The following is a 24,439-nucleotide window of genomic DNA, read 5'->3' as shown; positions in this document are numbered from 1 at the left end:
TTCACCCACCACAGCCGGGCCGCACGCGCCTTTCAGGCGTGCGGCCGTCCGGGACGCCGCGGCCGGAATGCGCTAGCGCGCCGCGCGGCGAAGCCAGGCCGCCGTCACCAGCCGGCCGCCCAAGCCCGCCGGCGCCGCGGCCTGGCCACGGTCACCAGCCCAAGCGGGGAACTCCTTCAATCCAGGCCAGGGATTCCTCCGTCGGCACCGTCGGTTTGTATTCGCACGCCACGTTGCCGCGGTAGCCCGCCTGCCAGAGTCGCTCGAGCACGTCCGCGAAGTCGACTTCGCCAGTGCCCGGTTGGCCGCGGCCGGGGGCGTCGGCGAGCTGGACGTGGGCGATGAGCGGGGCGTGGGTGTCGATGACCTGCTCGAGGTCGTCGCCGCTGGTGGTGAGGTGGAAGGTGTCGAAGAGCAGGCCGATGGTGTCCGCGCCGGTGTCGGTGCGGGCCTGCTCGACAACGCGCGCGCCGTCGGCGGCGGTGGTGAGGGGGTAGGCGCCGTTGAGGCCGCGGCCGAGAGGTTCGACCAGGACGGTGCCGCCGACCTTGCCGAGGCGCTGGGTCGCGGTGGCGAGCTGTTCGCGGGCGACGGCGTCCTCTTCAGCGGGGTCACCGCCGTCGGCGCGTTGGCCGTAGAGGGCGTTGAAGGCCGGGCAGCCGGTGCGCTCGGCGATGGCCACGACGAGGTCGAGGTTGGCCGCGAACTCCTCGCGCCGCGCGGGGTTGGAGACGATGCCGCGTTCGCCGCCGGGCATGTCGCCGGCGAAGAGGTTGAGGCCGGCCAACTGGACGCCCGCGTCGGAGATCGCGGCCACGAACTCGTCAACCTCCGCGGCCGCAGGCACCGCCGAGGGCCACGGCCACCACGTCTCCACGGCAGTGAACCCGGCACTCGCCGCGCGCGCGAAGCGTTGCAGGTAAGGGACTTCCGCGAACAGCAGCGAGACGTTCGCGACGAGCCGCAGCTTTCCGTCCTCGGTCATCGGGCGCTCCACTTCTCGACGCCGGACAGCGCGGCCACCTGCGTCAGCAACGCGGAGTGGTCCAGTCCACCGGATCCGGTCGCGCGCAACGACGCCATCAGCTCACCCACGAGCGCGCCGACCGGCGAGAATACCCCGTTCGACCGGGCGGCGGCGCGGTAGATCTCCAGGTCCTTGTGGTGCAGGTCCACGCGAAAGCCGGGCTCGAACTTCCCGGCCAGCATCGCCTCACCCTTGCGCGCCAGCACGGTGCTGCCGGCGAGGCCGCCGCCGAGCACGTCCACCGCGGGCGCGAGGTCCACGCCGTGCGTCTCCAGGAACACGAGCGCCTCGGACACCAGCTGCAGCGTCCCCGCGACGAGCAGCTGGTTCGCCGCCTTCACCGTCTGGCCGCTGCCAGGGCCGCCGACGAGCACGATCGTCGTGCCCATCGCCTCGAGCACCGGCCGCGCGCGCTCCAGCGTCTCTGGCGCGCCGCCGACCATGATCGACAGCTTCGCTTCCTTCGCGCCGGCCTCGCCGCCGCTCACGGGCGCGTCGAGCATCGGCATCGACACCTCCGCGGCGCGTTCGTGCAGCTCACGTGCCACGTCCGGGCGGATCGTGCTCATGTCGACCAGCAGCGTGCCGGCGGCGGCCGCCTTGAAGACGTCGGCGTACACGGCCTGCACGTCGGGGCTGTCCGGCAGCACCGTGACCACGACGTCGGCGCCGGAAATGGCTTCGGCGAGCGACGGGGCGAGCGCGCCACCGCCCTCGGTCAGCGGACGGCCTCTGTCCGCGGTACGGGTGAAGCCTACGACGTCGAAGCCCGCTTTGACGAGGTTGAGCGACATCGGGAGACCCATGACTCCCAGGCCGACGACCGCGATCCGCACTCTGTCTCCCTCCGATGGGCGCCCTGGAATGGACGCCGGTTGGACGGGTGCCACCTTTCCTCGTGTCCGGCACGTCGGTCAAGTACTTTTGTCAGGTGAATTTTGTCTAGCAAGATTACCCTGCGAGCGGACACAGCGGTACCGCACGAGGACGCGGTGATCGTCAGGCGGCCGAGTGCGCGGGCACCCGAGCCGGCGCGGGAACCGGAGTACGCGTCGGCAACGCCGTCGGTGCGGCCGGCCGGCGACGCAGCGAGCCGAGCCACTGGACCAGCAGCACAGCACCGCCGGGAGCCGTGGACAGAAGCCCCAGCAACCCGTACACGACAGCGACCGTCACCCCCTGCTGCGCGCCCAGCCCCGCGGCGGCGAACGCCAGCGCAGCGACACCTTCGCGCGGCCCGAACCCGCCGACGTTGATCGGCAGCCCCATCGCCAGCAGCGCAAGCACGAGCAGCGGCAGCAATGTCATCAGCGAAGCGGTGGCGCCGGCCGCGTGCGCCGCGACCACGAAGAGCGTGAGGTGCCCGGCCAGCGCCACGAGCGACAACGCCGTGACCCGCGGCCAGGTGCGCAGCCCCAGCAGCCCCGCGCGAACGTCCGCCATCGACTCGGCGAACCCCCGCCGCCACTTCGACGCGCTGTGCAGCCAGCGGTCGCCCGTGCTGCACGCGACCGTGAGCACCACGATCGCGACGAAAAGAACCCCGGCGCCTGCGACAGTCAGCACATCGTGTGCAACCCCGGGCAACACTGCAGGTCGGAAAATCAACACGGCGAGTCCGGCCGCCACCACCACGACCTGTCCGGCTGTGCGTTCGAGCACAACAGCTCGCACACCCCGCGCCACGTCACCGGCCTGCCGACCGTGCTCGACCGCCCTGTGCACGTCGCCGAGGATCCCGGCGGGCAGCACACCGTTGAGGAACTGCGCGCGGTAGTAATCCGCCACGGCCTGGCGCAGTGGCAGCCGCAGGCCCAGCCGCGAAGCGACCACGCGCCAGCGCCAAGCGCTCACGACGGTGGTCAGCAGCCCGATCGCCAGCGCGGCCAGCACCGGCATCAGGCCGATCACGCGCAGGCCGTCGAGGAAGGCGTCGGTGCCGAGGCGCCACGCCAGCACCCCGATGATCGCGAACCCGGCGAGGATTCGGAACCACGACCAGAACGTACGCATCAGGCCACCTTGATCGGGATGGAACGCCAGCGGGAAAGGACTTCGGTGAGCCGGCGGGCCGCGCCGTCCCACTCTTCGAGGGCGCTGCCGCGGCCGAGCGCCGCCGTGCGCAGGTCACGCCGCAGCTCGGCGTTCGTCACCCAGCTGCGCAGCGCGGAAGCGAGGGCGCCCGGCTCGCCGGGCGGCACGAGCAGGCCGGGCACGGCGCCGTCCGACGAGCGGCCGAGCGCGTCGGGCACCCCGCCGACGTCGCTGGCCACCACGGGGATGCCGCGCGCCAGGGCTTCGGTGATGACCATGCCGTAGGTCTCCGCGTGCGAGGGCAGCAGCACCAGGTCGGCGCGGTCGTACGCCGCGTCGAGTTCGGCGCCGGCCTTCGGGCCGCTGAAGGTGACGCGGTCGGCGAGGCCGAGGCGGTCGACGGACCAGCGCAGCTCGTCGACGTACTCCGGCGCGCGCGTCAGCGAGCCGACGAAGTCCACGGTGAGGTCGAGGTCAGGCAGCTGGGCCAGCGCTTCGACGAGCACGTCCTGGCCCTTGCGCGGGATCACCGCCGCCACGCACAGCAGCCGCGAAACCCCGTCGGTCCCCGACGCCAGCGGCGCCAGGTCCACGCCCGGCTCCACCACGGCGACCGTCGACGGCCCGAGGCGGTGGCGGCGGATCAGTGTGCGCGCGGCCGTCGGGCTGGTGGCCACGACCTGGCGCACCACCCGCAACGTCTCGCGCTCGCACGCGTCGAGCTCGGCGGCGTGCACGGGGTCCAGGCCGGTCTCGTCGGCCAGCGGCAGGTGCACGAGCACGCCCAGCCGCAGCCGCCGCGCGTGCGGCACCACCACGTCGGGCACCCCGCACGCCACCAGGCCGTCGATCAGCACGGTCGTGTGGTCCGGCAGCGCCGCGAGCGCCCGCGCCAGCCGCGCGCGCCCCGTCGGCCCCGGCTCTGGCCACGATCCGGGCACGGCGACCTGCAGCACGGGCACCCCCGCGCCCGGCAGGCTCTCGCACATCCGCCGGTCGTAGGTGTTGCCCCCGCTGGGCTCCGTGACGTCGTCCACGTTGCCCGGCAGCACGAACGCGACCACGTCCCCGGCCCGATGACTCCGCACGTTGCCTCCTCACGCCGCTCTCACCCAGCAAACACGGACGACAGGTGCCGGCGGTTCAATCACGCCCGGAATTCCCACCCCACGAACGGGCGATGGCCGAGTACCGAGGCACCTCGCCCCGACACCCGGCCACCGTTCGTGGTCCCCTCGCCGCGCGGCCTACAGCCACTTCGGCGAGTTCCCCTTTTCGAGCCGCTTCCACCGGCTCACGAACTCCCGCTGCATGCCCGCGCGCACTCCCCCACCGGTCCCGTACAGCACGCCGAACGTGAACCCGACGCCTTCATCGCGGCCATCGACACCGAGGCGGTACACGACCGGCCCCGCCACCACCCAGTCCTGGTGGTCACCGAGCAGCTGCTGCACGTTCTTCACGTTCTTGCGCCACACGCGCACCTTGTCGCCGAACACGGGCCGCACCACGTCCGCCGCGTAGCGGGCGCGCTTGGCCTTCTTGCGCACGTCGTGCAGTGCGTGCTCCAGCTCCCGGCCGGACAGCCCGTGCGCCGCCTTCTCCGCCTTCCGCAGCTTCCCCGCGGCTTTGCGCACCGGCTTGCGCAACACCTTCTTCGCAGGTCCGGCGTCGGTCGGCACACCCGACACCACGGCGTCCAGCTCCTGCACCAGAGCCAGGTACCGCTTGCCGCGCAACGCTTCCAGCACCTTCTTGCGCGCGTCCACGGCCTCGCGGGAGAACCGCCGCGTCAGGAACTGGTCGACCGGACCGACCACGAGCTCGGCCGACGCGCCGTCGAGCCACTCGCGCACGAGCGCCTCGACGACCTCGCCGTCACGGGCCGGGCCCAGCTCGCCGCCCAGCCACTTCAGCTCGCGCGTCACGCTCGGAATCCGGTCGTCGTCCACAATGGACGAGAACGTCCGCAGCGCGCTCCGCAGCTTCCTCGACGCCACGCGCAGCTGGTGCACGGAGTCCTCGACGTCGCGCCGCACCCCGACGTCGGCTCGCCGCAGCGCCGCGAACTGCTCCCGCAGGTAGGCGCCGACGACCTCGCCGGCGTCCGGCCGCTTGCCCACCACCTGCCCGTTGGGCACGCGGTCGCCGATCAGCCGCCGCAGCTTCGAAGGCCACTGCGACGTCCGGGCGCCTGCGTCGACCAGCGTGCTCTCCAGCTCGTCGAGCAGGTCCGGTGTGGCGTCGCCCTTCAGTTCCACTTCGAACTCGCGCCACCGGTCCAGCCGCGCGGTCTTGCCGCCGACCTCGCCGGTCACGTGGTCGTCGGTCACCGTCGCCACGATCTGGCCCGACGCGTCGGTGAGGCGATGCTCGAACCGGTCGGTCTTGAGGTGCGCGATCGGCAGCAGCTTGTGCCCCAGGGTGTGGGCGCGCAGCAGCTGGTTCAGCTCGCGGGGCACCTTGCCGTCGTCGGCGCCGAGCGGGACTTGCAGCTCCTCGCGCTCGTCGGGCCCGACCGGCAGCTTCAGGTGCCATCCGGCGTCGTGCCCGCCCACGCGGCGGCGCAGGGTGATCCCGGCGCGTACGAGGGAAAAGCCGGCGGTGTCGTAGTACGTCGCGTCGAGCTGCTCCTCGGCCGGAGCGTCCTGGCCCTGCACCGTCCCGCCGCCGACGAACTCGGGGACCACCGCGTCCTGCGCGACCTCGTACTTGCGCTCGCGTTCGATTTCGACCACGGGTCTGTTCATTCCGTCACTCCTCAGGTTCGTTCACGAAAGTCTGAGGCATGAAGGGCGTTCACGGCGCGCGATGCTCCAGCGGTGGGCTCACGTCCGGATAGCTCGCCTCCTGGGCCGGCACGGCCGTGGTCACCGCCGTTCCGCGTTGCTCGGCCTCCCGGCGCGAAATCCTGCGGTTCACCACGGCCTCGCCCACCTGCTCGCCGCGGATGCGGCCCAGCACGGTGAGCGTGATGGCGTGCACGATCGCCAGCACCAGCAGCAGCACGCCGACGCGGCCCACCACGCCGGGCAGATCGCTGTCGCCCAGCGGAATCGTGGACAGCAACGCCAGCAGTCCCAGCGTCACCAGGTGGAACAGCACCGTGACCAACCGGGTCATCGACGCGCCGGCGGCCGGGTCACCATAGGAACTCTCCAGGTACCCGCGTCCGCTGCGGTAGATGACCTGCCCGTCGATCAGCACGAGCACCACACCGATGGCGAGGAACGAGACGTACGCTTCTGTGCTCATCCCGGCACACTCCTTCCGGCCTCTTCCGAAGAACTACCCCTCGACCAGCGGGGGAAAACCCGCGGCGACGGTTCAGCCGCGGAACGTGTCGGGGTGCGGGCCCGTGCGGTGGTCGGCGTCGAGCTTGCCGATCGCTTCCAGGTCCTCGTCGGCGAGTTCGAAATCGAACACGTCGATGTTCTCGCGGATGCGCGAGGGCGTGGCCGACTTCGGGAACACGATGTTGCCCAGCTGCAGGTGCCAGCGCAGCACCACCTGGGCCGCGGTCTTGCCGTGCTTGTCCGCCAGCCCGGTCAGCACCGGGTCGGACAGCACGGCCGCCTGCGCGAGGGGGCTCCACGCCTCCGTCGCGATGCCGTGCGCGCGGTGGTAGGCGCGCATTTCGGTCTGCTGCAACGCGGGGTGCAGTTCGATCTGGTTCACCGCCGGCACCGTGCCGGTCTGGCGGGCGAGCTCTTCGAGGTGCTCCACCTGGAAGTTCGACACGCCGATCGAGCGCGCCTTCCCGGCGCGCAGCAGCTCTTCGAAGCCTTCCCAGGTGCGCACGTACTTGTCCTGGTGCGGCAACGGCCAGTGGATCAGGTACAGGTCCACGTATTCGAGGCCGAGCCGGCGCAGGCTGCCTTCGAGCGCGTTGATCGCATTGTCGTGGCCTTGGGCGTCGTTGGCGAGCTTCGTGGTGACGAAGACTTCCTCACGAGGCACACCCGACTTCTCGATGCCCTCGCCTACACCGGCTTCGTTGCGGTACATCTGCGCGGTGTCGATGTGGCGGTAGCCCGCCTCGAGCGCGGTCCGCACGGCGTCGGCGGTGTCGTCCTCCGGGATCTGGAACACGCCGAACCCGAACTGCGGGATGCGCACGCCGTTGTTCAGCTCGAGGTCCGGGACGTTCGTTGTGTGAGCAGTCATGATCTCGGCCTACCCGAGGCCCCGGGCCCCGAAACTCGCTCAGGACGCGACCGCGGCCGCCAGCGCTTCGGTGAGCGTCGTGTGCACGGCCAGCGTGTCGGACGCGCCGGTCACGTCGAGGCAGCGGCGCACGCCGTGCACGCCGTCACACACCACGGTGAACGAAACAGCCCGATCGTGCGCGGCGAACAACGCGCGGATTCCGGCGCAGCCGAGGAACTCGACGCGGGAGAGATCCGCCACCACGGGCCCGCCGAGCCGCGCGGCGTCCGCGAGTGCTTCGGCGAAAACGTGGGCGGTGGCGGCGTCGAGGTCGCCCACCGGGGTGAGCACGCGGGTGCCCTCGTGGTCGGTGGTCGTGATGGTGAGCTCCGCCGGTATCGAGACCGGGGAAAACGGGGTGTTCATGGAGCGCTCCTCTCGCAGGAACCTGCAGGGGCGCTGACCGGAGCACGTGTCTGAACAACAGCCAACACGTCCGACCGTACGCCGGTGTGCTGTGAGGTCAACCCTCGTCGAACACACGTTTCAGTACGGCGAGCCCGGCCGCGATCTTCTCCGGGGCCACGGCGCCGTACCCGAGGGCCAGCCCGGACGGCGCGGGTTCCCCGCAAAGTCCCGCCAATGTCTGCACGCCGACACCGCCCCGGTTCGCCCGTGCCGCAACAGGTCCCACGTCCACTTCGGACAGTGCACACAGGTGCAACCCGGCAGCCGAGGGCACCGGCGTGAGCAGTTCCGCGAATTCCTCGTGCAGCAGCGTCGTGATGTGCTCGTGGCGCGGGCTGGCCGTCGGAGCGGGACTCGGCGGGCTCGCGCTGCTGGCCGACACGCCCGGCGCTTACGTCGCCGCGTTCTCCCTCGACGCGGCCGCGTTCGCAGTGTCCGCCGTGCTGCTGCGCCTGCTGCCGGCCGTCGCGCCGGTGCCGCGGGTCAAGGGCGAGCCGGCGCTGGCCGTGCTGCGTGACCGGCCCTACGCGCTCGTCACACTGTTGAACGCGATCCTGTTGCTGCGCATGCCGTTGCTGAGCGTCGCGATTCCACTGTGGATCGTCTCGCGGACCGCCGCTCCCGAGTGGACGGTGTCGGCCCTGTTCGTGCTGAACACGATCGTGGTTGTGCTGGGCCAGGTGCGCGTGGCGACGCGGGTGACCGGCCTGCGCTCGGCGACGCGGCTGGTGCGGCACTCCGGGGTGCTGCTGGCCGTGTCCTGTGTGGCGTTCGCGCTGTCGGCGGCGGGCTCGTCGGCGACGGTGGCCGTCGCGGTGCTCGTGGCCGGAGCGCTGCTGCAGGTGCTCGGGGAGATGCTGCAGTCGGCCGGTACCTGGGGAATCGGGTTCGACCTGGCGCCTGCCACGCGGCAGGGCCAGTACCAGGGGTTCTTCGGGACCGGCACGTCCGTGGCCCGGATGGCGGGCCCCGCGCTGCTGAGCACGGTGGTGGTGCAGTGGGGCACCCCCGGCTGGCTGCTGGTGGGTGCGGTGTTCGTGGCCGCCGGGTGGGCGATGGGTCCCGCCGTCCGGTGGGCCGGACAGCGGGGCTGAGAACCCGGCGGCGCGGCGGCTTTGGTGCCGCTCAAGCCCCAGTGGTGCGGGGCCTCGGTGTCGCTGAGGCCCCGGTGATGCGGAGAGTGCGAGGGGCTCGGCGAAGTTCGGTGGTGCAGACGGCTCAGTGGTATGAGCCACCCGGTGGCGCTGCGTCTCGGTAAGCGGAGTCTCGGTAAGCGGAGTCTCGGTAAAGCGGAGCCTCCGTACAGCTGAGCCCCGGTGCAGCTGAGTCCCCGATGGCGCCGGGGAGCTCAGTCCCGCAGGGCCAGCTTCGCGAGCTCCTGGTCGAAGTCGAACCACAGGGCCTCGTCGCCGGCCGGCACCTCGTCGTATGTGCGGTCGAGGAAGTCGGCCAGCTCGTCGGCCGGGGCTTCCAGCACGGCGGAGCCGTCGGGGGCATTGAGCTCCACGACCACTCGGGCGTCGTCGGCTGCCGGGCGCACTCGCACGTCGCCGTCTCCGGCGGGGGCGATGAGGCCGTCGGCGAGCAGGTCGCGGCCGAAGAGCCAGCGGACGACACCGGGGCCGGCGTGGTAGCCGACGGAAATGGCGTACGGGTCCGACGGGTCGTACTCGAGGTCAGCGCGCACCGGCAGCGGAACGCTCCCGAACGTGCGCAGCCCGAAGACGATCGTCGCGTGAACGACGGGGGGCTCGGTGCCCATGGCGGTACCTCCTTCATCTCGTTCTTGGGTCGAAGCAACTCACGGCTCAACGTGAATGTTCCTCTATGAGTAACGCCCCGTAAGAGTACGAGCTGCCCGACAACCGATCTTTCACCCCTTTGGTGGAGACGGACGTCTCATGCGCTCACTCATCGGCATGAAGAGCGTCCCCGAACGATGTCCGGAAGCTGCCGAGGGGCCCCACGGGCCGCGCTCCCCCGTCGTCGTGAGCCGCACGAGCCCCGGGAGGACGGACGATGACCACAGGCCTGGTGAGGGTGACGATCGACGCGCCGGACCGCCGCATGGACCTGGCGCTGCGGGACCGCTCGCCGGACGCGGAGTTGCTACCCGGCTTGGTGCGCCGCGCCGGCGATGCGCTCGCCGACGAGGGCGTGCACGACGGCGGCTGAATGCTGCGCCGCCCCGACGGCACCCCCGTGACGGAGGCGAGCGCCCTGGGCGCCCAGCGCGTGCGCGACGGTGAGGCGCTTCACCTTGTGCCAAGGGGCACAGACAGGCCGGAACTGGAGTACGACGACCTCGCGGCAACGGTCGCGGCCCGCGCCGACCGGCTGTGGGCTCCCCGGCACGCGCGGGCGCTGGGCCTGGCTGGGGCGGGCGCGGCCGTGCTGCTGACGCGGCTCGCCGTGCTGCACTCCGGCCCGCCGTCAGCGCGGCCGCGCTGACGGCCGGTGGGGTGGCGGTGCTGCTGCTCGTGGCGGCCACGGTGCTGTCGCGCGCTGGGTGATTCCGGCGCGGGTGCCGCGCTCGCGGCCGCCCGCCTGCCGCTCGCGTTCGCCGCGGGCGCGCCGGCCCTCGGCGGGCCGCCGCCGACGTGCGGAGCGGGCACGAGCCCGGGGCTGTTCGGCGGTGCCCTCGCTTTCGGTGCGCCGCAGGTGCTCGCGGGGTGCGCGGCCGTGCTGGTGACCTCGGTGGTGGCGCTGGTGGCCGTGGCGGACCGGGTGGCGGTGGTCGTGGGCGGGCTCACGGCGAGCGTGCTCGCCGGACCGCCGCGTGGCTCGCGGCGGGCGGGGTCATCGACGGCGCGGGCGCCGCGGCCGCGGCGGCGGGTGTGGTGCTGGTGTTCTCGCAGTTGTCCGGACCACTGGCCGCGCGCGGCTCGGGCGGGTCCCGGCGCCCGCGTTGCCGCAGACGGCGGCCGACCTCGTGCGCGACGACCCCAGCCGCCGCAGCGCGAGGTGTACGCGACGGTGGTTCGGGCCGAGCAGTTCCTCACGGGACTGCTCGGCGGGGCGGCCGTCGTGGCGGCGGTGTCGGAAGGTGTGCCGGCCGCGGACGGGCGGGCGTCGGCAATCGTGCTGCTCGCCGTGCTGGCGCTGGGATTCTCCGTGCGGGCCCGGCTTCATCCGGCGGTGCGGCAACGGCTTCCGCTGCCCGTGGCGGGGTTGTGCGGGTTCATGGCGCCGGCGGTCGGGCCGCTGATCGCCGAAACCCCGCCGACGGTCGCCGTGCCCACGCTGAAGGTGGCGAGGTTGTGCGGGTTCACGGAGCTGGCGATCGGGCCGCTGATCGCCGAAACCCCGCCGACGGTCGCCGTGCCCACGCTGAAGGTGGCGAGGTTGTGCGGGTTCACGGCGCTGGCGATCGGGCCGCTGATCGCCGAAACCCCGCCGACGGTCGCCGTGCCCACGCTGAGGGTGGCGGCCGCGTTGGTGGCCGCGCTCGGTCTCGTGCACAGCCGGCGCGCGCCGGGGGCGCGGCTCGGGCGGTACGCGGAGCTGTTCGAGGTGCTGCTGAGGAGTCTCACCCGTGTACGGTCGCTCTCGGCTCACGCTCACGGCCGCCGTCGGCCGGAAGCGGTCAGCGCGTCCACTCCTCCACGCGCACCCCGAGAAGCTCCGCCGCCACGCGCAGCTCCCGCCGCCGATCGCCCGGGACGGCGTGGATGTGGTTGGCACCGAACCCCCGAAGGAACACTGGCGCCTCGACATCGAGCCGGGCGAACGCGTGCGGCCATTCCGGTGTGGACCGAGCGGCCAACGCCGTGTTCGTGGCGTCGTCATAGCATTCGAACTCGCCCAGCACCAGCTGCAACCGATACGCACCGTCGCGCCGGGTCAGTCGCGCGAGGGTCATCTGCCCCGGCGCCGCGAAGTGCGCGATGGACGCGCCACCGGCGGGAAAGAAGAACACCGACGGATACAGGTGCACCCGGCCGAGGTTCTCCGCCGGATCGTCGCTGCGGGCGGCGAACCACGTCGCGTGTTGTCCGGAATTGCACAGATCCCACACGTCGCGATCAGGATGGTGGTGCCGGACGTCCGCGAACAACACCGGCGTGCCCGTGATGCGGTGCATCAGCTGCATCGTCAGCGCACCGTCCATATCGGACTCCGTGGCGGTGACGTGGACGGCCTTGGGCCCATTCCAGTCGTACGGGTCGTTGAGCAGCGCCTCCGCCACGTCCATCGTCGCGAAGTTCTCCGTCAGCTCGGGCTGGGCCTTGATGCCCGAGAAGTCCAGGTGCCGCTCGGCCGCGATATCCCGCACGGCCAGGTACCCCCGGATCTGCCGCTCCAGCAACGCGGGCGTGAGCTTCTCCCCGTCATAGTGGACAGTCGCGAACCGCTCCAGCCACTCGCGCCCGCACGCGGCCTCGACGGCATCAGCCTTCTCCGCGCGCAGCACGAGCTCGTACTGGTCGATCTCCTCGACGTCCACTCCGAACTGCCGCATCCACTGGTCCGTGTTCGCGACGGCCGTGTTCATCCCCATCGGCCGCCCGCCGAACCGTCCGAACGTCGAGCCGCGCAGCGTCGCCACGGCGCCGGCCGCCCGCGCGTGCACGCCGACGTCGTCGACCAGCGCAGGGTCGTCCGGCGCGCCCCACAGCCGCGTGTGGCGGCGGCCGAGCTGGTCCAGGGCGCCGCCCGCGGCGAGCATCCCGACGAGCCCCGGTTCCGCCGGATCGGTGGACGCGACGAGCAGCAACGGCGTCGTCGTCGCGTCGGCCGCCAGCATCGTGAAGTGCGGGAAACTCCAGACGGCGTAGTAGAACACTGTCACGTCCACCGAAGCCGCGGCGACGGACCGGGCGGCCGCGGTCGCCGTGGTGTTGGTGGCCACGAGCCCGCCGCTGATCACGTCGTGGCCGGCGTCGGTGAGGGCGGCGATGAACGAGTCCACTTTGGACCGGATGAACCCGATGTTGCGGCGGTGCACGTGATCGCGACCGTCGGAGATCGCGATGACCCCGATGCGCGTCATGAGCCTTGGTTCAGCTCGGCGTAGACCTGCGCGGCGTTGTCCTTGGTGATCAGCCGCGTCTGCAGGGTCTGCGTCTTCTGGACCTGCCCGCAGTCGACGAGCAGTTTCTTGGCCGCGGCAACGGCTTCCGCCCCGCCGGTCGGGTAGATGAACGTGGCCGAGAGCCGCCCGGCCTCCACCGCCTTGATGCCACCCTCCGGCACCGGGAGCCCGTCGATGCCGACGATCGGCAGCGCCGCCTTGCCCGCGTTCTGCGCGGCGAGCCGCGCGCCCTCGGCCATCGGGTCGTTCTCGGAGAAGATCGCCTGCGCGTCGGGGTGGGCCTTGAGCAGCGCGTCGGCCTGCTGCTGGCCCTTGTCGCGCAGCCAGTCGGCGTCGGCCGTGCCGACGATCGTGATGCCCGAGCCCGCGATGCCCTCGTTGAAGCCGTCGGCGCGTTCCTTCGCCGGCGTCGAACCCGCGAGCCCTTTCAGCTCCACGATCTTCCCGCCCTGCGGCAGGAGGTGCTGCTTGAAGTACTGGCCGGCCTGGCGCCCGATATCCACATTGTCCGCGCCGATGAACGACGTGTACGCGTCACCGTCCACTTTGCGGTCGAGCACCAGCACCGGAATGCCCTGGTCGTAGGCCTTCTTCACGACGCTGGTGAGCGGCGTCGCCTCATTGGGGCTGATGATCAGCAGGTCGATCTTCTGCGTGAGGAACGTGCTGACCTGCTCCACCTGTTTCGAGTTGTCCTGGGCGGCGTCGGCGAAGTTGACCGTGAACTGCGGGATCGACGCGGCCGCCGTGCGGATGTCGTCGTCCATCCGCACCCGGTAAGGCTCACCGAGGTTCGCCTGGCTCATGCCGATGGTGAACTTCCCGCCCGGCCCTTTGCACGCCTGCGTGGCGGGCCCGGCGCCGGACGACGCCCCGGGCGCGTTCTCGTGCGTGGTGCCGCAGGCCGTGGCCACGAACGCGACCCCGGCGACCGCGAGCGCCAGCCCGCGGCGAGTGGTGGTGGACATGTGAGCTCCTCTTCCCTGGCGAACGTCGCTACGGCCCGGCCTGCGCGCGGCCCGGACGCAGCCGTTGCAGTCCGGCGGCGAACACGATCACCACGCCGACCACGATCAGCTGCACGTTGGAGTCGATGTTGTTGAGCTGGAGGATGTTGTCGAGCACGCCGACGAGCAGCGCGCCCGCCACAGTGCCGAGCACGGTCCCGCGCCCGCCCGAGAGGCTGGTGCCGCCGATGACGACGGCGGCGATGGCGTTGAGCTCGTAGCCGTTGCCATCGTTGGGGCCGCCGAAGTTGAGCTGTCCCGCGTGGACGATGCCGGCGAGCGCGGCGAGCAGGCCGCAGATGCCGAACACGAGCACCTTCACCCGCACCACGGGCACGCCGGAGAGCCGCGCGGCCTTTTCGTTGCCGCCGATCGCGTAGATGTGCCGGGAGAAGGCGCTCACCCGCAGCAGCACCATGGCGAGGGCGGCGACCACCACGAAGATGAGCGCGGGGATCGGCACGGTGCCGTTGAACGTCCGCTCCCCCAGCAGCGAGAACGGGACGGGCGCCTGGCCGGGGCCGTCGCCGTAGGTGATCGACACGCCTTCACCGCCGGACCACATGCGCGCGAGGCCGCGGGCGATCTGCATGCCGGCGAGCGTGACGATGAACGACTGGATGCGGAACCGTGCGCTCGCGACCCCCTGTACCAGGCCGAAACCCAGGCCCAGTGCGAGGATCGCGAGCACGGCGGGCACGAGTGCCCAGTCGCTCGTGGTGAGCAGCTCGGCGACGCCGACGCTCGCCAGGCCCAGCACCGAGCCCACGGACAGGTCGATGCCGCCGACGAGGATCACCAGCGTCATGCCGACGGCGAGGATGCCGATCTCGGAGATGGCGCGGACGACGTTGAGCAGGTTGTCGGCGCCGAGGAACACGAGGTCGCCGTCGTTCGAGGGTGAGAACACGATCGCGGCGGCGAACACCACGACGAGCCCGAAGACGCTCTGGAACCGGAACAGCGTGGCGAGCACCCTGCGGCCGGTCACCGGACGTCGCCCATCGACGCGGCGAGCAGCTCGCCTTCGCCGGCGAGCGCGGTGTCGAGCTCGTGCACGGTCTTGCCGCCGCGCAGCACCACCACGCGGTCGCAGACTCCCACGAGCTCGGCGGGTTCGGACGACGCGAGCAAGATTCCCACCCCGGTTTGTGCGACTTCTCCCAAGATCCGGTAGATCTCGGCCTTCGCGCCGACGTCGACACCTCGGGTTGGTTCGTCGAGTAACAGCAGTTGTGGTTTTGTGAGCAAAGCGCGTCCGAGAACCACCTTTTGCTGATTGCCTCCGGACAACGCGCCGACCGGGTCGGCCAGTGTGCGAAGTTTGACATCGAGCTGTTCGGCCGAGTTGTGCGCGGTTTCGCGCTCTCGGCCGGCGGAAACGATGCCGAAGCGGGCGAGGGCGTCGACGACGGAGAGGACGGTGTTGGCGAGGATCGAGTGGTCCAGCGAGAGCCCGGAGATCCGGCGGTCCTCAGGGACGAAGGCCACGCCGTTGCGGAGCGCGTCTCGCGGGGATCGCGGCCGGTATTCCGTGCCGTTGAGCCGAATTCGGCCGCTGGTGATGGTTCCGGGGGACGCGCCGTAGAGGGTTTCGAGGAGTTCGGTGCGGCCTGACCCGAGCAGCCCGGCGACCCCGACGATCTCGCCGGCGCCGACACTCAGGCTGACCCCCGCGGGTTCACGGCGGCCGGCCTTCGGTGTGACAACGAGTTCGTCGACCACCAAAACGTGTTCGCCTTCGGACGGCTTGGTTTCGGTCGTGAACATCTGCTGCACCGGCCGGCCCACCATCGCTTCGGCGACCTGCGACGCCGTCAGCTCGCGCGCGGCGAACTCGGCGACGACCTCGCCGTTGCGCAGCACCGTCGCCCGGTCCGCGACGCGTCCGATTTCTTCCATGCGGTGGGAGATGTACACCAGGGCCACACCGGCTGTGCGCAACTGGTCGATCACTGTGAACAACCGCTCGACTTCGCGGGGGGTAAGCGCCGAGGTCGGTTCGTCCATGATCAGGATCTGTGCGTTCAGCGACAGCGCTTTCGCGATTGTCACCAATTGTTGTTCGCCGGTGCGCAACCGTTCGACGGGCGTGGTGGCGTCGAGGTCCACACCGGACTGTTCGAGCAGGGCCCGGGTGGCGCGGACCATCCGCTTGCGGTCGAGCACGCCGTAGCGGGTGTGCGGCTCGCGGCCGAGGAACACGTTCTCCGCCACGGAAAGCGCCGGCACGAGGTCGAGCTCCTGGTGGATCATCGCGACGCCGGCCCGCTGCGCGTCGGCCGGGCGGGCGAACCGGACCGGCAGCCCGCCGATCCGGATCACCCCCTCCTCGGCGGCCACCTCTCCGGAGAGAACTTTCATCAGGGTGGACTTGCCCGCCCCGTTCTCCCCGAGGAGCGCGTGCACCTCCCCCGCCCACACGGTGAAATCCACCGAACGAACTGCACGCACTCCGCCGTAGGTCTTGCTGACGCCGGCCAGCTCGACCAGCGCGACGCCGTCGTCGCCCATCCCCCTCGATCCCACCGTTCGAGAAATCGATTACCAGCGAAGGTAAGGGGGCCGGGGAGGTGTGTCAAGAGTCACTGGACAACCGGTCGAAAACGAGGGAAATCGGACCGATCGGGACGCACATGTGCGGAAAGCTTCAGCCGAGCGGGTCAACCCGCTACTCCGCGCAGTCCACGGCCGGCCAGGCCGGCCGATCACGCCACGACGACGTCCGAGGCTCGGCCAACGCGCCTTACTGGGCCCCAGTTCGGCCAAGAAAACGCGGCACCACCCGCACGGCCCGCAGCCCTGTCCGCGCGCCCGGCCGACCGGCCGGGCCGCCTGATCGCGCTGCACCGCGGCCTGCCGATCAGCACACGCGGGCCAACGCCCCGCAGCTCACACGCCGCAATCCGAAGCGCACCAGCGAGGCACCCCGTCAACCCTCCGTACCGCCAGGTGCCCAATCCCTCGCACCACCCGGAAAATCCACCACCGCAGCGCGCTCCGGCTCCCCCGCGAGGAGCCGCGTCCACACCGGACTCGTCGTGAAGTGGTTGTCGAACTTCTCCTGCGTGGCCAAGACCTCCGCCGGATCCGCCGCACCCCGCCGGATGCGGTCGCCCAGGCGGAAGTAGTCGAAGCGGTTCTCCCCCGGCGCCTTCACGATCAGCACGTCAGCACCCGACTCGGCCAGGGTGCCCCAAGCGTGCACCACGCCCGGAGGCACCAGCAGGTAATCACCGGCGGTCAAGACCACCACCTCGTCGCCGACGAGGACGCGAAGGCGACCGTCGAGCAGGTAGAACATCTCCGGCGCGAGCCGGTGGAAGTGCGGCGGCGGACCGTCCACGCCCGGCCCCAGCGTCGTCCGGACCACGTTCATCACGCCGCCGGTGTCGGCGGCGTCCGCGAGCAGCCACGTCCGGTTCGGCGCGGCGCCCAGCACCTCGGCGTCACTGCTCCGGACCAGTACCGGCTGATTCATCCCGACCTCCTCAGATGACCCATCCACCAGAAAGATAGTACGGCGACGAACTATTCGAAGTCAAACCACATCGGAGGGTTGAACAGCCGGTGACGATCACGCACCGTCCCGGCGACAACCTCGGCCACGCTCCGCACTCTCGCCGTTTCCCCAGTCCGAGCGCCGTACGTTTACCGGGTGGTTTGTGGCAGACCTCGCGCGAAACGTGTCCCCGGCAGTGTGGCCTGGGCAACTTTTTGGCGGGTTCCCACAATGCAGCGGCTCCGGCATGCGCCATGCACGACATTGGTGTACCCGCCGGTAAGGGAGCAGGGTGTAAGCGAAGACAGGCGACGATCCGGATACGGACGTCGCCTGCTGCGCGTGGGTACTTGGGAGGCTCAGTCCGGTGTTCAGTCGTGTCGCCATCGTGAACCGCGGGGAAGCCGCAATGCGGTTGATCCACGCTGTCCGAGATCTTTCCGCGGAGACCGGTACACGGATCGAGACGGTCGCCCTCTACACGGACGCGGACCGGTCCGCGACGTTCGTGCGGGAGGCCGACGTGGCCTACTCGCTGGGGCCGGCCTCGGCTCGCCCGTACCTCGATCTCGCCAAGCTGGAGAAGGCGCTGGTTGAGACGAAGGCCGACGCCGCGTGGGTCGGCTGGGGCTTCGTCGCCGAGGACCCGGCGTTCGCCGAGCTGTGCGAGAAGGTGGGGGTCACCTTCATCGGGCCGAGCGCCGACGCCATGCGCCAGCTCGGTGACAAGATCGGCGCGAAGCTGATCGCCGAGGAGGTCGGCGTCCCGGTGGCGCCGTGGAGCCGCGGCGAGGTCGCGACGCTCGAAGACGCGCTGGCGGCCGGTGACAAGATCGGCTACCCGCTCATGCTCAAGGCCACCGCGGGCGGCGGCGGGCGCGGCATCCGCAAGGTGTCCTCGGCCGACGAGCTCACCGACGCCTACGAGCGCACCAGCCAGGAGGCACTGCGCGCGTTCGGCAGCGGCATCGTGTTCCTGGAGCGCCTGGTCACGGGCGCCCGCCACGTCGAGGTCCAGGTGATCTCCGACGGCGAGACGGCGTGGGCGCTGGGTGTGCGCGACTGCTCGGTGCAGCGGCGCAACCAGAAGATCATCGAAGAGTCGTCGTCGCCGGTCCTCTCGCCGGAGCAGACGGCCGAGCTGAAGTCCTCGGCCGAGCGGCTCGCGGTCAAGGTCGGCTACCGCGGCGCGTGCACCGTCGAGTTCCTCTACCACCCGGGCGAGAAGCTGTTCGCCTTCCTCGAGGTGAACACCCGACTGCAGGTGGAACACCCGATCACGGAGATCACCACCGGCACGGACTTGGTGCGGCTGCAGCTGCACGTCGCGTCGGGCGGAAAGCTCGAGGGCGAGCAGCCGGCCGAGCTCGGCCACGCCGTGGAGGCGCGGCTCAACGCCGAGGACCCCGACCGCGACTTCGCCCCGTCGCCCGGACACATCGCGCGGCTGCTGCTGCCGGCCGGCCCGGGCATCCGCGTCGACACCGGCGTGAGCGAAGGCGACACGATCCCCGCCGACTTCGACTCGATGATCGCCAAGATCATCGCCTACGGCCGCGACCGCGACCAGGCGCTCGCCCGCCTGCGCCGCGCGATGTCCGAGACGACCGTGATCATCGAGGGTGGCGCCACCAACAAGAGCTTCGTGCTCGACCTGCTCGACCAGCCCGAGGTGATCGACGCCAGCGCCGACACCGGCTGGATCGACCGCGTCCGCGCCGAAGGCCGCCTGGTCACCAGCAAGCACTCCGCGATCGCGCTCGCCGCCGCGGCCATCGAGGCCTACGAGGACGAGGAAGAGATCGCCCGCGTCCGGCTGCTCTCGACCGCGCACGGCGGCCGTCCGCAGGTGCAGTTCGAGAGCGGCCGCCCGCTCGACCTGAAGCTGCGCGGCGTCGCCTACCGCGTGAGCGTCGCGCGCATCGGGCCGAAGCGCTTCCGCGTCGGCATCAGCGGCGGCGGCGACGTGCACCCGGCCGACGTCGAGATCGAGCGCTTCGACTCCCACAGCGGCCAGATCACCGTGAACGGCACGCGGTTCCGCCTCGTCGCCGCCACCCACGGCCCGATCCACCTGGTCGAGGTCGACGGCATCACCCACCGCGTGAGCCGCGACGAGGGCGGTGTCGTCCGCTCCCCCGCACCCGCGCTGGTGGTCGCGACGCCGCTGTCGGTCGGCGACGAGGTGGACACAGGAGCCCCGATCGTCGTGCTGGAGAGCATGAAGATGGAGACGGTGCTGCGCGCGCCGTTCCGTGCTCGCGTGCGGGAGCTGCCCGTGTCGGTCGGCAGCCAGGTCGAGACCGGCGCCGCGCTGATGCGCCTCGAGCCGCTGGCCGACGAGGACGAGGCAGAGGAAACCGCCGACGCCGGCGAAGTCGTGGAGATCGAGCTGCCCGCCGAGCCCACGGCCGCCTCCGCCGCCGACCGCGCGGCCCGTGGGCTGCAGGACCTGCGCGGCCTGCTGCTCGGGTTCGACGTGGACCCGCACGACCAGCGCCGCACGCTCGCCGGCTACCTCGCCGCGCGCGCCGAGCAGGGGGCGACCCGGCCGCTGGCGGGCGAGGTGGGGCTGCTGGGCGTGTTCGCCGACCTGTCGGAGCTCACGCGCAACAAGCCGGCCGGCGAAGACGTCAGCCCGGCGAGCCCGGTGCACAGCGCCCGCGAGTACTTCCACACGTACCTGCAGAGCCTCGACGTGGAGCGAGCCGGGCTGCCCGAGACGTTCCAGGCCCGCCTGCGCCGCGTGCTCGGCCACTACGGCGTGGCCGACCTGGAGCGCACACCGGAGCTGGAGGAGGCGGTCTTCCGCATTTTCCTGGCCCAGCAACGGGCTTCGTCGGACGTCGCGATCGTCACGGCGCTGCTGCGGCAGTGGCTCACGGAGGCGCCGCCCACCGGCGACCTGCGCGAGGAAGCCGGCCTGGCGCTGGAGCACCTCGTGGCCGCCACGCAGGTGCGCCACCCGGCCGTGAGCGACTTCGCGCGCGGTGTGGTGTTCCGCTGGTTCGCCCAGCCGCTGCTGCGCCGCGCCCGCGCCGAGGTCTACGCCGAGGTCCGCCAGAGCCTCAAGCACCTCGACCGCAACCCGGACGCGGCGGACCGCGCGGAGCTCATCGCCGGCATGGTGTCGAGCTCCGAGCCGCTGGTGCGGCTGCTCGGCCAGCGCATCGGCCGGCCGGGCACGGATCCCGCGCCGCTGCTGGAAGTTCTCACCCGGCGTTACTACGGCAACAAGAGCCTGTCCGAAATCGAACGGCGCGAGGTCGCCGAGTGTGTGTTCGTCACCGCGGAGCACGCAGAGCCCGCCCGGGTGGTCACCACGGCCGTCGACTTCGCCCACCTGCCCGCCGCCGTCCGCGCCGCGGGTGAGCTCGCGAAAGACGCCGGCACGTACGCGGTGGCTGACATCTACGTGACGTGGGCCGACCAGCCCGACTCCGACGCGATCGCCGCGCGCCTCGGCGAGGTCATCGCCGCGCAGCCGCTGCCGGAGACGATCACGCGCATCACCACCACCGTCGCCGGAGGCGGCGGGGCCGTGATGCACCACCACTTCACGTTCCGCCGCTGCGCTGAAGGCTTCGCGGAAGACCGGCTGATCCGCGGCCTGCACCCGCGTGTGGCCGAGCGGATGCAGCTGCAACGGCTGCAGGAGTTCGACCTCACGCGCCTGCCTTCGGCCGACGAAGAGGTGTACCTGTTCAAGTGCGTCGCGCAGGCCAACCCGGCAGACGAGCGCCTCGTCGCGATGGCGCAGGTGCGCGACCTGACGCCGCTGCGTGAGGCCGACGGCCGGCTCGTGTCGCTGCCCGCGGCCGAGGACACGCTGGCCGCGTGCCTCGACGCGATCCGCAACGTGCAGGCGCAGCGCCCGGCCCGGAAACGCTTCGACACCAACCGGATCGTCGTTTACGTGTGGCCGCCGAGCGACCTCACCATGGACGAGTTGAACCTGCTCGCCCAGCGGGTGCTGCCGTCGACGGCGGGCGCGGGCCTGGAGGAGATCCAGTTCCTGGCGCGGCGGCGCAACCCGGAGACGGGCGAGCTGACCGAGCTGGCGGTGACGATCCGCAACGAGGTCGGCTCCGGCGTCCGGCTGACGGTCGGCGAGCCTTCGCACGAACCGGTGCAGCCGCTGGACGACTACCGCCAGAAGGTGCTGCGCGCGGCTCGCCGCGACACCGTCTACCCGTACGAGCTCACCGACATGCTGGCCGGCGAGGGCACGTTCACCGAGCACGACCTCGACGACGCCGGCGCGCTGGTGCCGGTCGACCGGCCGAAGGGCCGCAACAAGGCCGGGATCGTCGCGGGTGTCGTCTCCACGCCGACCGAGCGGGTGCCCGAGGGACTCACGCGGGTGGTGCTGCTGGGCGACCCGACGAAGTCCCTCGGCGCGCTCGCGGAGCCGGAGTGCGCGCGGGTGATCGCCGCGCTGGACCTCGCCGAGCGGATGCGGGTGCCGCTGGAGTGGTTCGCGCTGTCGGCCGGGGCCAAGATCTCCATGGACTCCGGCGTGGAGAACATGGACTGGGTGGCGGCCGCGCTGAAGCGGATCGTCGAGTTCACGCAGGCGGGCGGCGAGATCAACATCGTCGTCGCCGGCATCACGGTGGGCGCCCAGCCGTACTGGAACGCCGAAGCGACGATGCTCATGCACACCAAGGGAATCCTGGTCATGACGCCGGATTCCGCGATGGTGCTCACGGGCAAGCAGTCGCTCGACTTCTCCGGCGGCGTGTCGGCCGAGGACAACTTCGGCATCGGCGGCTACGACCGCGTGATGGGCCCCAACGGCCAGGCGCAGTACTGGGCGCCGAACCTGGCGGGGGCGCGCGACGTGCTGATGTCCCACTACGACCACACCTACGTGGTCCCGGGCGAACCCGGCCCGCGCACGGCGGCGACGTCGGACCCGGTGAACCGCGACGTGTCGGACTTCCCGCACGCGATCGTCGGCAGCGACTTCACCACGGTGGGCCAGATCTTCTCGGCCGAGCACAACCCGGACCGGAAGAAGCCGTTCGACATCCGTACGGTGATGCGCGCGCTGTCCGACCAGGACCACCCGGTGCTGGAGCGCTGGGCCGGTATGGGAGACGCGGACACGGCGGCCGTGCAGGACGTCCACATCGGCGGGCACCCCGTGTGCCTGCTCGGCATCGAGTCGCGCTCGGTGCCGCGCCGCGGCTTCCCGCCCACCGACGGCCCGGACACCTACACCGCGGGCACCCTGTTCCCGCGCTCGTCCAAGAAGGCCGCCCGCGCCATCAACTCCGCCAGCGGCAACCGTCCGCTGGTGGTGCTGGCGAACCTGTCGGGCTTCGACGGCTCCCCCGAGTCCATGCGCAAGCTCCAGCTGGAGTACGGCGCCGAGATCGGCCGCGCGATCGTCAACTTCGACGGCCCGATCGTCTTCACCGTGATCTCCCGCTACCACGGCGGGGCGTTCGTGGTGTTCTCCAAGGCGCTCAACCCGAACATGACGGTGCTCGCCCTGGAGGGCTCCTTCGCCTCCGTGCTGGGCGGCGCACCGGCCGCCGCGGTGGTGTTCTCGGGCGAGGTCACCACGCGCACGGCGAACGACCCGCGGGTCTCCTCGCTGCAGGCGCGGCTGGGCGAGCTGAACGGCGCCGAACGCGCGGCCTGCGCGGCCGAGCTGGCGGAGGTGCAGTCGTCCGTACGCGCCGAGAAGCTGGGCGAGGTGGCCGCCGAGTTCGACCGCGTGCACAGCATCCAGCGCGCGGTGGAGGTCGGCTCGGTCGACGCGATCGTCAGCGTGACGGACCTGCGGCCACGGATCGTGGAGGCGATCGAGCACGGGTTGAAGCGCTGAGGTTGGTGTTTTAGGGAAACGCCGGGTCCTGGATGGGGTCCGGCGTTTTCTTTGTCCTCAGTAGACGGAGGCGGAAACGCCGGCCACGTGCGGGCTTACGCCGATGACGACGGCGGTCCAGGACGCGAAGGCGTCCCGGTCGAGGGCCTCACTGCGCACGCCGAGGCACCGCGTCCCGATGGGCCCGAGGCGCACGTCGCCCAGGTGGAGTCTCGCGCAGCTGCCGGGCGAATCGGACTCGCAGTTCGGCGGCCGGTTTTGTCCTCAATAGACGGAGGCGAGCAGCTCCTCGACCTCGTCTTGCCGCGGTGAGCGAGGCGCGTTTTTCGTCACCGCGTCCGCCAGGGCGGCCGAGGCGACCGCGGGCAGGTCGGCGCGGGTGAGGCCGAAGGCGCGCAGCGGGCGTTTGAGGTCGACAGCCGTGGAGATCGCGCGGACGGCGTCGACGGCGGTCGGGGCACGGAGGGAGTCGGCGACGGTGGCGTAGGCGGTGACCGCGAAGGGGCCGTGTAGGTCATGACCTCCTCCAGCACGGCGGCCAGCGCGACACCGTGCGGGGTGCCGGTGCGGGCGGTGATGGCGTGGCCGAGGCCGTGGACCAGGCCGAGGCCGGAGCGCGTCAAGGCGTGGCCCGCGAGGTGCGCGCCGAGCATGAGCTGGGAGCGGGCCTCCAGGTTGGCGCCGTCGCGGTAGGCGATCGGGAGCCACGCGCCGACGAGGGCGACGGCGCGGGCGGCGTCGGCGGTCGACACCGCGTCGGCGCCGCGGGAGGCGAGGGATTCGACGCCGTGGACGAGGGCGTCGAGGCCAGTGGCGGCGGTGATCGGGGCGGGGAGGCCGAGTGTGAGCTCAGGGTCGAGCACGGCGATCCGCGGCCGGACGGATTCGTGTCCGATGTAGACTTTCCAGCACAAGCGGGTGTCTTCCACCACGCCGAAACCGTTGGTCTCCGCGCCGGTGCCCGACGTCGTCGGCACGGCGACGATCGGCAGTCCGTCCGAAGCGGACCACAGCGTGTCGGCGTCGGCGGCGAGCGAGCCGGGGTTGCCGGCCAGCAGCGAGATGCCTTTGGCCGCGTCCAAAGCGGACCCGCCGCCGAGGGCGATCACGACGGCCGCCCCGTATTCGCGCAAGCGGGCGGCGCCGCGGTCGAGCTCGGTCGTCGCGGGGTTGGGACCGATGTCTTCGTGCACAAGGCATTCGACGCCGGCCGCGGCGAAGATCTTCTCGACGCGCCCGACGATGCCCGTCGCGCGCAGGCCGCGGTCGGTCACCACGAAAACCCGCGACCCGCCCAGCTCGGCGGCGAACTCCGGCAGCCGTTCGACGAAGCCGGGCCCGAACTCGGTCCGCACCACGCGTGCCCCTTTCCCGGGAG

The 24,439-nt window shown here is 71.4% G+C and carries 21 protein-coding genes; 4 read left to right on the top strand and 17 right to left on the bottom strand.

Going from position 1 to position 24,439, the window contains the following annotated elements; translation table 11 throughout:
- Positions 1 to 151 precede the first annotated feature (151 nt).
- From K1T34_RS34630 to K1T34_RS53680, 9 genes are all read right to left on the bottom strand, one after another.
- On the bottom strand, positions 152 to 985 hold the full coding sequence (locus K1T34_RS34630; RefSeq protein WP_220238932.1) for a hydroxypyruvate isomerase family protein: 834 nt from the start codon (positions 983 to 985) through the stop codon (positions 152 to 154).
- Entirely contained in the window at positions 982 to 1,863 is an 882-nt protein-coding gene (locus K1T34_RS34625; protein WP_255637763.1) for an NAD(P)-dependent oxidoreductase, read from the bottom strand. The genes K1T34_RS34630 and K1T34_RS34625 overlap by 4 nt, the downstream gene beginning before the upstream one ends.
- A gap of 163 nt (positions 1,864 to 2,026) precedes the next feature.
- Positions 2,027 to 3,040 carry a lysylphosphatidylglycerol synthase transmembrane domain-containing protein gene (locus tag K1T34_RS34620; protein ID WP_220238931.1) on the bottom strand — a complete coding sequence of 338 codons (1,014 nt, stop codon included), beginning with the start codon at positions 3,038 to 3,040 and terminating at the stop codon, positions 2,027 to 2,029.
- Positions 3,040 to 4,149 carry a glycosyltransferase family 4 protein gene (locus K1T34_RS34615; protein WP_255637762.1) on the bottom strand — a complete coding sequence of 370 codons (1,110 nt, stop codon included), beginning with the start codon at positions 4,147 to 4,149 and terminating at the stop codon, positions 3,040 to 3,042. The genes K1T34_RS34620 and K1T34_RS34615 overlap by 1 nt, the downstream gene beginning before the upstream one ends.
- A gap of 159 nt (positions 4,150 to 4,308) precedes the next feature.
- Positions 4,309 to 5,811 carry a CYTH and CHAD domain-containing protein gene (locus K1T34_RS34610; protein WP_220238930.1) on the bottom strand — a complete coding sequence of 501 codons (1,503 nt, stop codon included), beginning with the start codon at positions 5,809 to 5,811 and terminating at the stop codon, positions 4,309 to 4,311.
- Between the two features lie 49 nt (positions 5,812 to 5,860).
- Positions 5,861 to 6,316, bottom strand: a complete 456-nt coding sequence (locus tag K1T34_RS34605) for a hypothetical protein (RefSeq protein ID WP_220238929.1) — start codon at positions 6,314 to 6,316, stop codon at positions 5,861 to 5,863.
- 72 nt (positions 6,317 to 6,388) lie between these two features.
- A complete protein-coding gene (locus K1T34_RS34600; protein WP_220238928.1) occupies positions 6,389 to 7,228 on the bottom strand; it encodes an aldo/keto reductase in 840 nt (279 codons plus the stop codon).
- A 39-nt stretch (positions 7,229 to 7,267) separates the two neighbouring features.
- Complete coding sequence (locus K1T34_RS34595) at positions 7,268 to 7,636, bottom strand: STAS domain-containing protein (RefSeq protein WP_220238927.1); 369 nt, start codon at positions 7,634 to 7,636, stop codon at positions 7,268 to 7,270.
- Positions 7,637 to 7,733: 97 nt separating this feature from the next.
- Positions 7,734 to 7,862 (bottom strand): hypothetical protein, encoded by a 129-nt coding sequence (locus tag K1T34_RS53680; RefSeq protein ID WP_255637760.1) that lies wholly within the window; start codon positions 7,860 to 7,862, stop codon positions 7,734 to 7,736.
- 94 nt (positions 7,863 to 7,956) lie between these two features.
- Between K1T34_RS53680 and K1T34_RS34590 the strand changes: the two genes are divergently transcribed.
- A complete protein-coding gene (locus tag K1T34_RS34590; protein WP_255637759.1) occupies positions 7,957 to 8,772 on the top strand; it encodes a hypothetical protein in 816 nt (271 codons plus the stop codon).
- A gap of 254 nt (positions 8,773 to 9,026) precedes the next feature.
- Here K1T34_RS34590 and K1T34_RS34585 read toward each other — a convergent pair whose 3' ends face one another.
- Entirely contained in the window at positions 9,027 to 9,440 is a 414-nt protein-coding gene (locus K1T34_RS34585) for an SsgA family sporulation/cell division regulator (RefSeq protein ID WP_220238926.1), read from the bottom strand.
- Positions 9,441 to 9,697: 257 nt separating this feature from the next.
- Here K1T34_RS34585 and K1T34_RS34580 point away from each other — a divergent pair, with 257 nt between their 5' ends.
- Together K1T34_RS34580 and K1T34_RS34575 are read left to right on the top strand one after the other, a co-directional pair.
- Positions 9,698 to 9,853: an EsaB/YukD family protein gene (locus tag K1T34_RS34580; RefSeq protein WP_220238925.1), complete on the top strand. Its 156-nt coding sequence runs from the start codon at positions 9,698 to 9,700 to the stop codon at positions 9,851 to 9,853.
- The gene (locus K1T34_RS34575; protein WP_220238924.1) at positions 9,854 to 10,129 is read left to right on the top strand and encodes a hypothetical protein; all 276 of its coding nucleotides are present in this window, start codon (positions 9,854 to 9,856) and stop codon (positions 10,127 to 10,129) included.
- A 677-nt stretch (positions 10,130 to 10,806) separates the two neighbouring features.
- Here the strand turns inward: K1T34_RS34575 and K1T34_RS34570 are convergent.
- The 6 genes from K1T34_RS34570 to K1T34_RS34545 all read right to left on the bottom strand — a co-directional run bounded on the left by K1T34_RS34570 (position 10,807) and on the right by K1T34_RS34545 (position 17,201).
- Complete coding sequence (locus K1T34_RS34570; protein WP_220238923.1) at positions 10,807 to 11,211, bottom strand: hypothetical protein; 405 nt, start codon at positions 11,209 to 11,211, stop codon at positions 10,807 to 10,809.
- Between the two features lie 53 nt (positions 11,212 to 11,264).
- Positions 11,265 to 12,671, bottom strand: coding sequence for an L-fucose/L-arabinose isomerase family protein (locus tag K1T34_RS34565; protein WP_220238922.1), 1,407 nt, complete (start codon positions 12,669 to 12,671; stop codon positions 11,265 to 11,267).
- The gene (locus K1T34_RS34560) at positions 12,668 to 13,681 is read right to left on the bottom strand and encodes a substrate-binding domain-containing protein (protein ID WP_220238921.1); all 1,014 of its coding nucleotides are present in this window, start codon (positions 13,679 to 13,681) and stop codon (positions 12,668 to 12,670) included. Before K1T34_RS34560 ends, K1T34_RS34565 begins: the two co-directional genes overlap by 4 nt.
- Before the next feature lie 28 nt (positions 13,682 to 13,709).
- Positions 13,710 to 14,711 carry an ABC transporter permease gene (locus K1T34_RS34555; protein WP_220238920.1) on the bottom strand — a complete coding sequence of 334 codons (1,002 nt, stop codon included), beginning with the start codon at positions 14,709 to 14,711 and terminating at the stop codon, positions 13,710 to 13,712.
- Positions 14,708 to 16,234 carry a sugar ABC transporter ATP-binding protein gene (locus K1T34_RS34550; RefSeq protein ID WP_220238919.1) on the bottom strand — a complete coding sequence of 509 codons (1,527 nt, stop codon included), beginning with the start codon at positions 16,232 to 16,234 and terminating at the stop codon, positions 14,708 to 14,710. Before K1T34_RS34550 ends, K1T34_RS34555 begins: the two co-directional genes overlap by 4 nt.
- A gap of 418 nt (positions 16,235 to 16,652) precedes the next feature.
- Positions 16,653 to 17,201, bottom strand: a complete 549-nt coding sequence (locus tag K1T34_RS34545) for a cupin domain-containing protein (protein WP_220238918.1) — start codon at positions 17,199 to 17,201, stop codon at positions 16,653 to 16,655.
- 388 nt (positions 17,202 to 17,589) lie between these two features.
- On the opposite strand from K1T34_RS34545, the gene K1T34_RS34540 reads away from it, so the two are divergent.
- Complete coding sequence (locus K1T34_RS34540) at positions 17,590 to 23,061, top strand: biotin carboxylase N-terminal domain-containing protein (RefSeq protein ID WP_220238917.1); 5,472 nt, start codon at positions 17,590 to 17,592, stop codon at positions 23,059 to 23,061.
- 329 nt (positions 23,062 to 23,390) lie between these two features.
- Here K1T34_RS34540 and K1T34_RS34535 read toward each other — a convergent pair whose 3' ends face one another.
- Complete coding sequence (locus K1T34_RS34535) at positions 23,391 to 24,419, bottom strand: iron-containing alcohol dehydrogenase (protein ID WP_255637758.1); 1,029 nt, start codon at positions 24,417 to 24,419, stop codon at positions 23,391 to 23,393.
- Positions 24,420 to 24,439: the final 20 nt, after the last annotated feature.

The organism is Amycolatopsis sp. DSM 110486 (genome assembly GCF_019468465.1).
Lineage (GTDB): Bacteria > Actinomycetota > Actinomycetes > Mycobacteriales > Pseudonocardiaceae > Amycolatopsis.
This window is presented reverse-complemented; position numbering and strand designations above follow the sequence as displayed.

Bases quoted from the DNA above. Each gene is read 5' to 3' on its own strand.
- K1T34_RS34600 (WP_220238928.1), bottom strand. From the start codon at position 7,228: ATGACTGCTCACACAACGAACGTCCCGGACCTCGAGCTGAACAACGGC.
- K1T34_RS34545 (WP_220238918.1), bottom strand. From the start codon at position 17,201: ATGAATCAGCCGGTACTGGTCCGGAGCAGTGACGCCGAGGTGCTGGGC.
- K1T34_RS34575 (WP_220238924.1), top strand. From the start codon at position 9,854: ATGCTGCGCCGCCCCGACGGCACCCCCGTGACGGAGGCGAGCGCCCTG.
- K1T34_RS34565 (WP_220238922.1), bottom strand. From the start codon at position 12,671: ATGACGCGCATCGGGGTCATCGCGATCTCCGACGGTCGCGATCACGTG.
- K1T34_RS34560 (WP_220238921.1), bottom strand. From the start codon at position 13,681: ATGTCCACCACCACTCGCCGCGGGCTGGCGCTCGCGGTCGCCGGGGTC.
- K1T34_RS34620 (WP_220238931.1), bottom strand. From the start codon at position 3,040: ATGCGTACGTTCTGGTCGTGGTTCCGAATCCTCGCCGGGTTCGCGATC.
- K1T34_RS34550 (WP_220238919.1), bottom strand. From the start codon at position 16,234: ATGGGCGACGACGGCGTCGCGCTGGTCGAGCTGGCCGGCGTCAGCAAG.
- K1T34_RS34585 (WP_220238926.1), bottom strand. From the start codon at position 9,440: ATGGGCACCGAGCCCCCCGTCGTTCACGCGACGATCGTCTTCGGGCTG.
- K1T34_RS34580 (WP_220238925.1), top strand. From the start codon at position 9,698: ATGACCACAGGCCTGGTGAGGGTGACGATCGACGCGCCGGACCGCCGC.
- K1T34_RS34605 (WP_220238929.1), bottom strand. From the start codon at position 6,316: ATGAGCACAGAAGCGTACGTCTCGTTCCTCGCCATCGGTGTGGTGCTC.
- K1T34_RS34610 (WP_220238930.1), bottom strand. From the start codon at position 5,811: ATGAACAGACCCGTGGTCGAAATCGAACGCGAGCGCAAGTACGAGGTC.
- K1T34_RS34630 (WP_220238932.1), bottom strand. From the start codon at position 985: ATGACCGAGGACGGAAAGCTGCGGCTCGTCGCGAACGTCTCGCTGCTG.
- K1T34_RS34595 (WP_220238927.1), bottom strand. From the start codon at position 7,636: ATGAACACCCCGTTTTCCCCGGTCTCGATACCGGCGGAGCTCACCATC.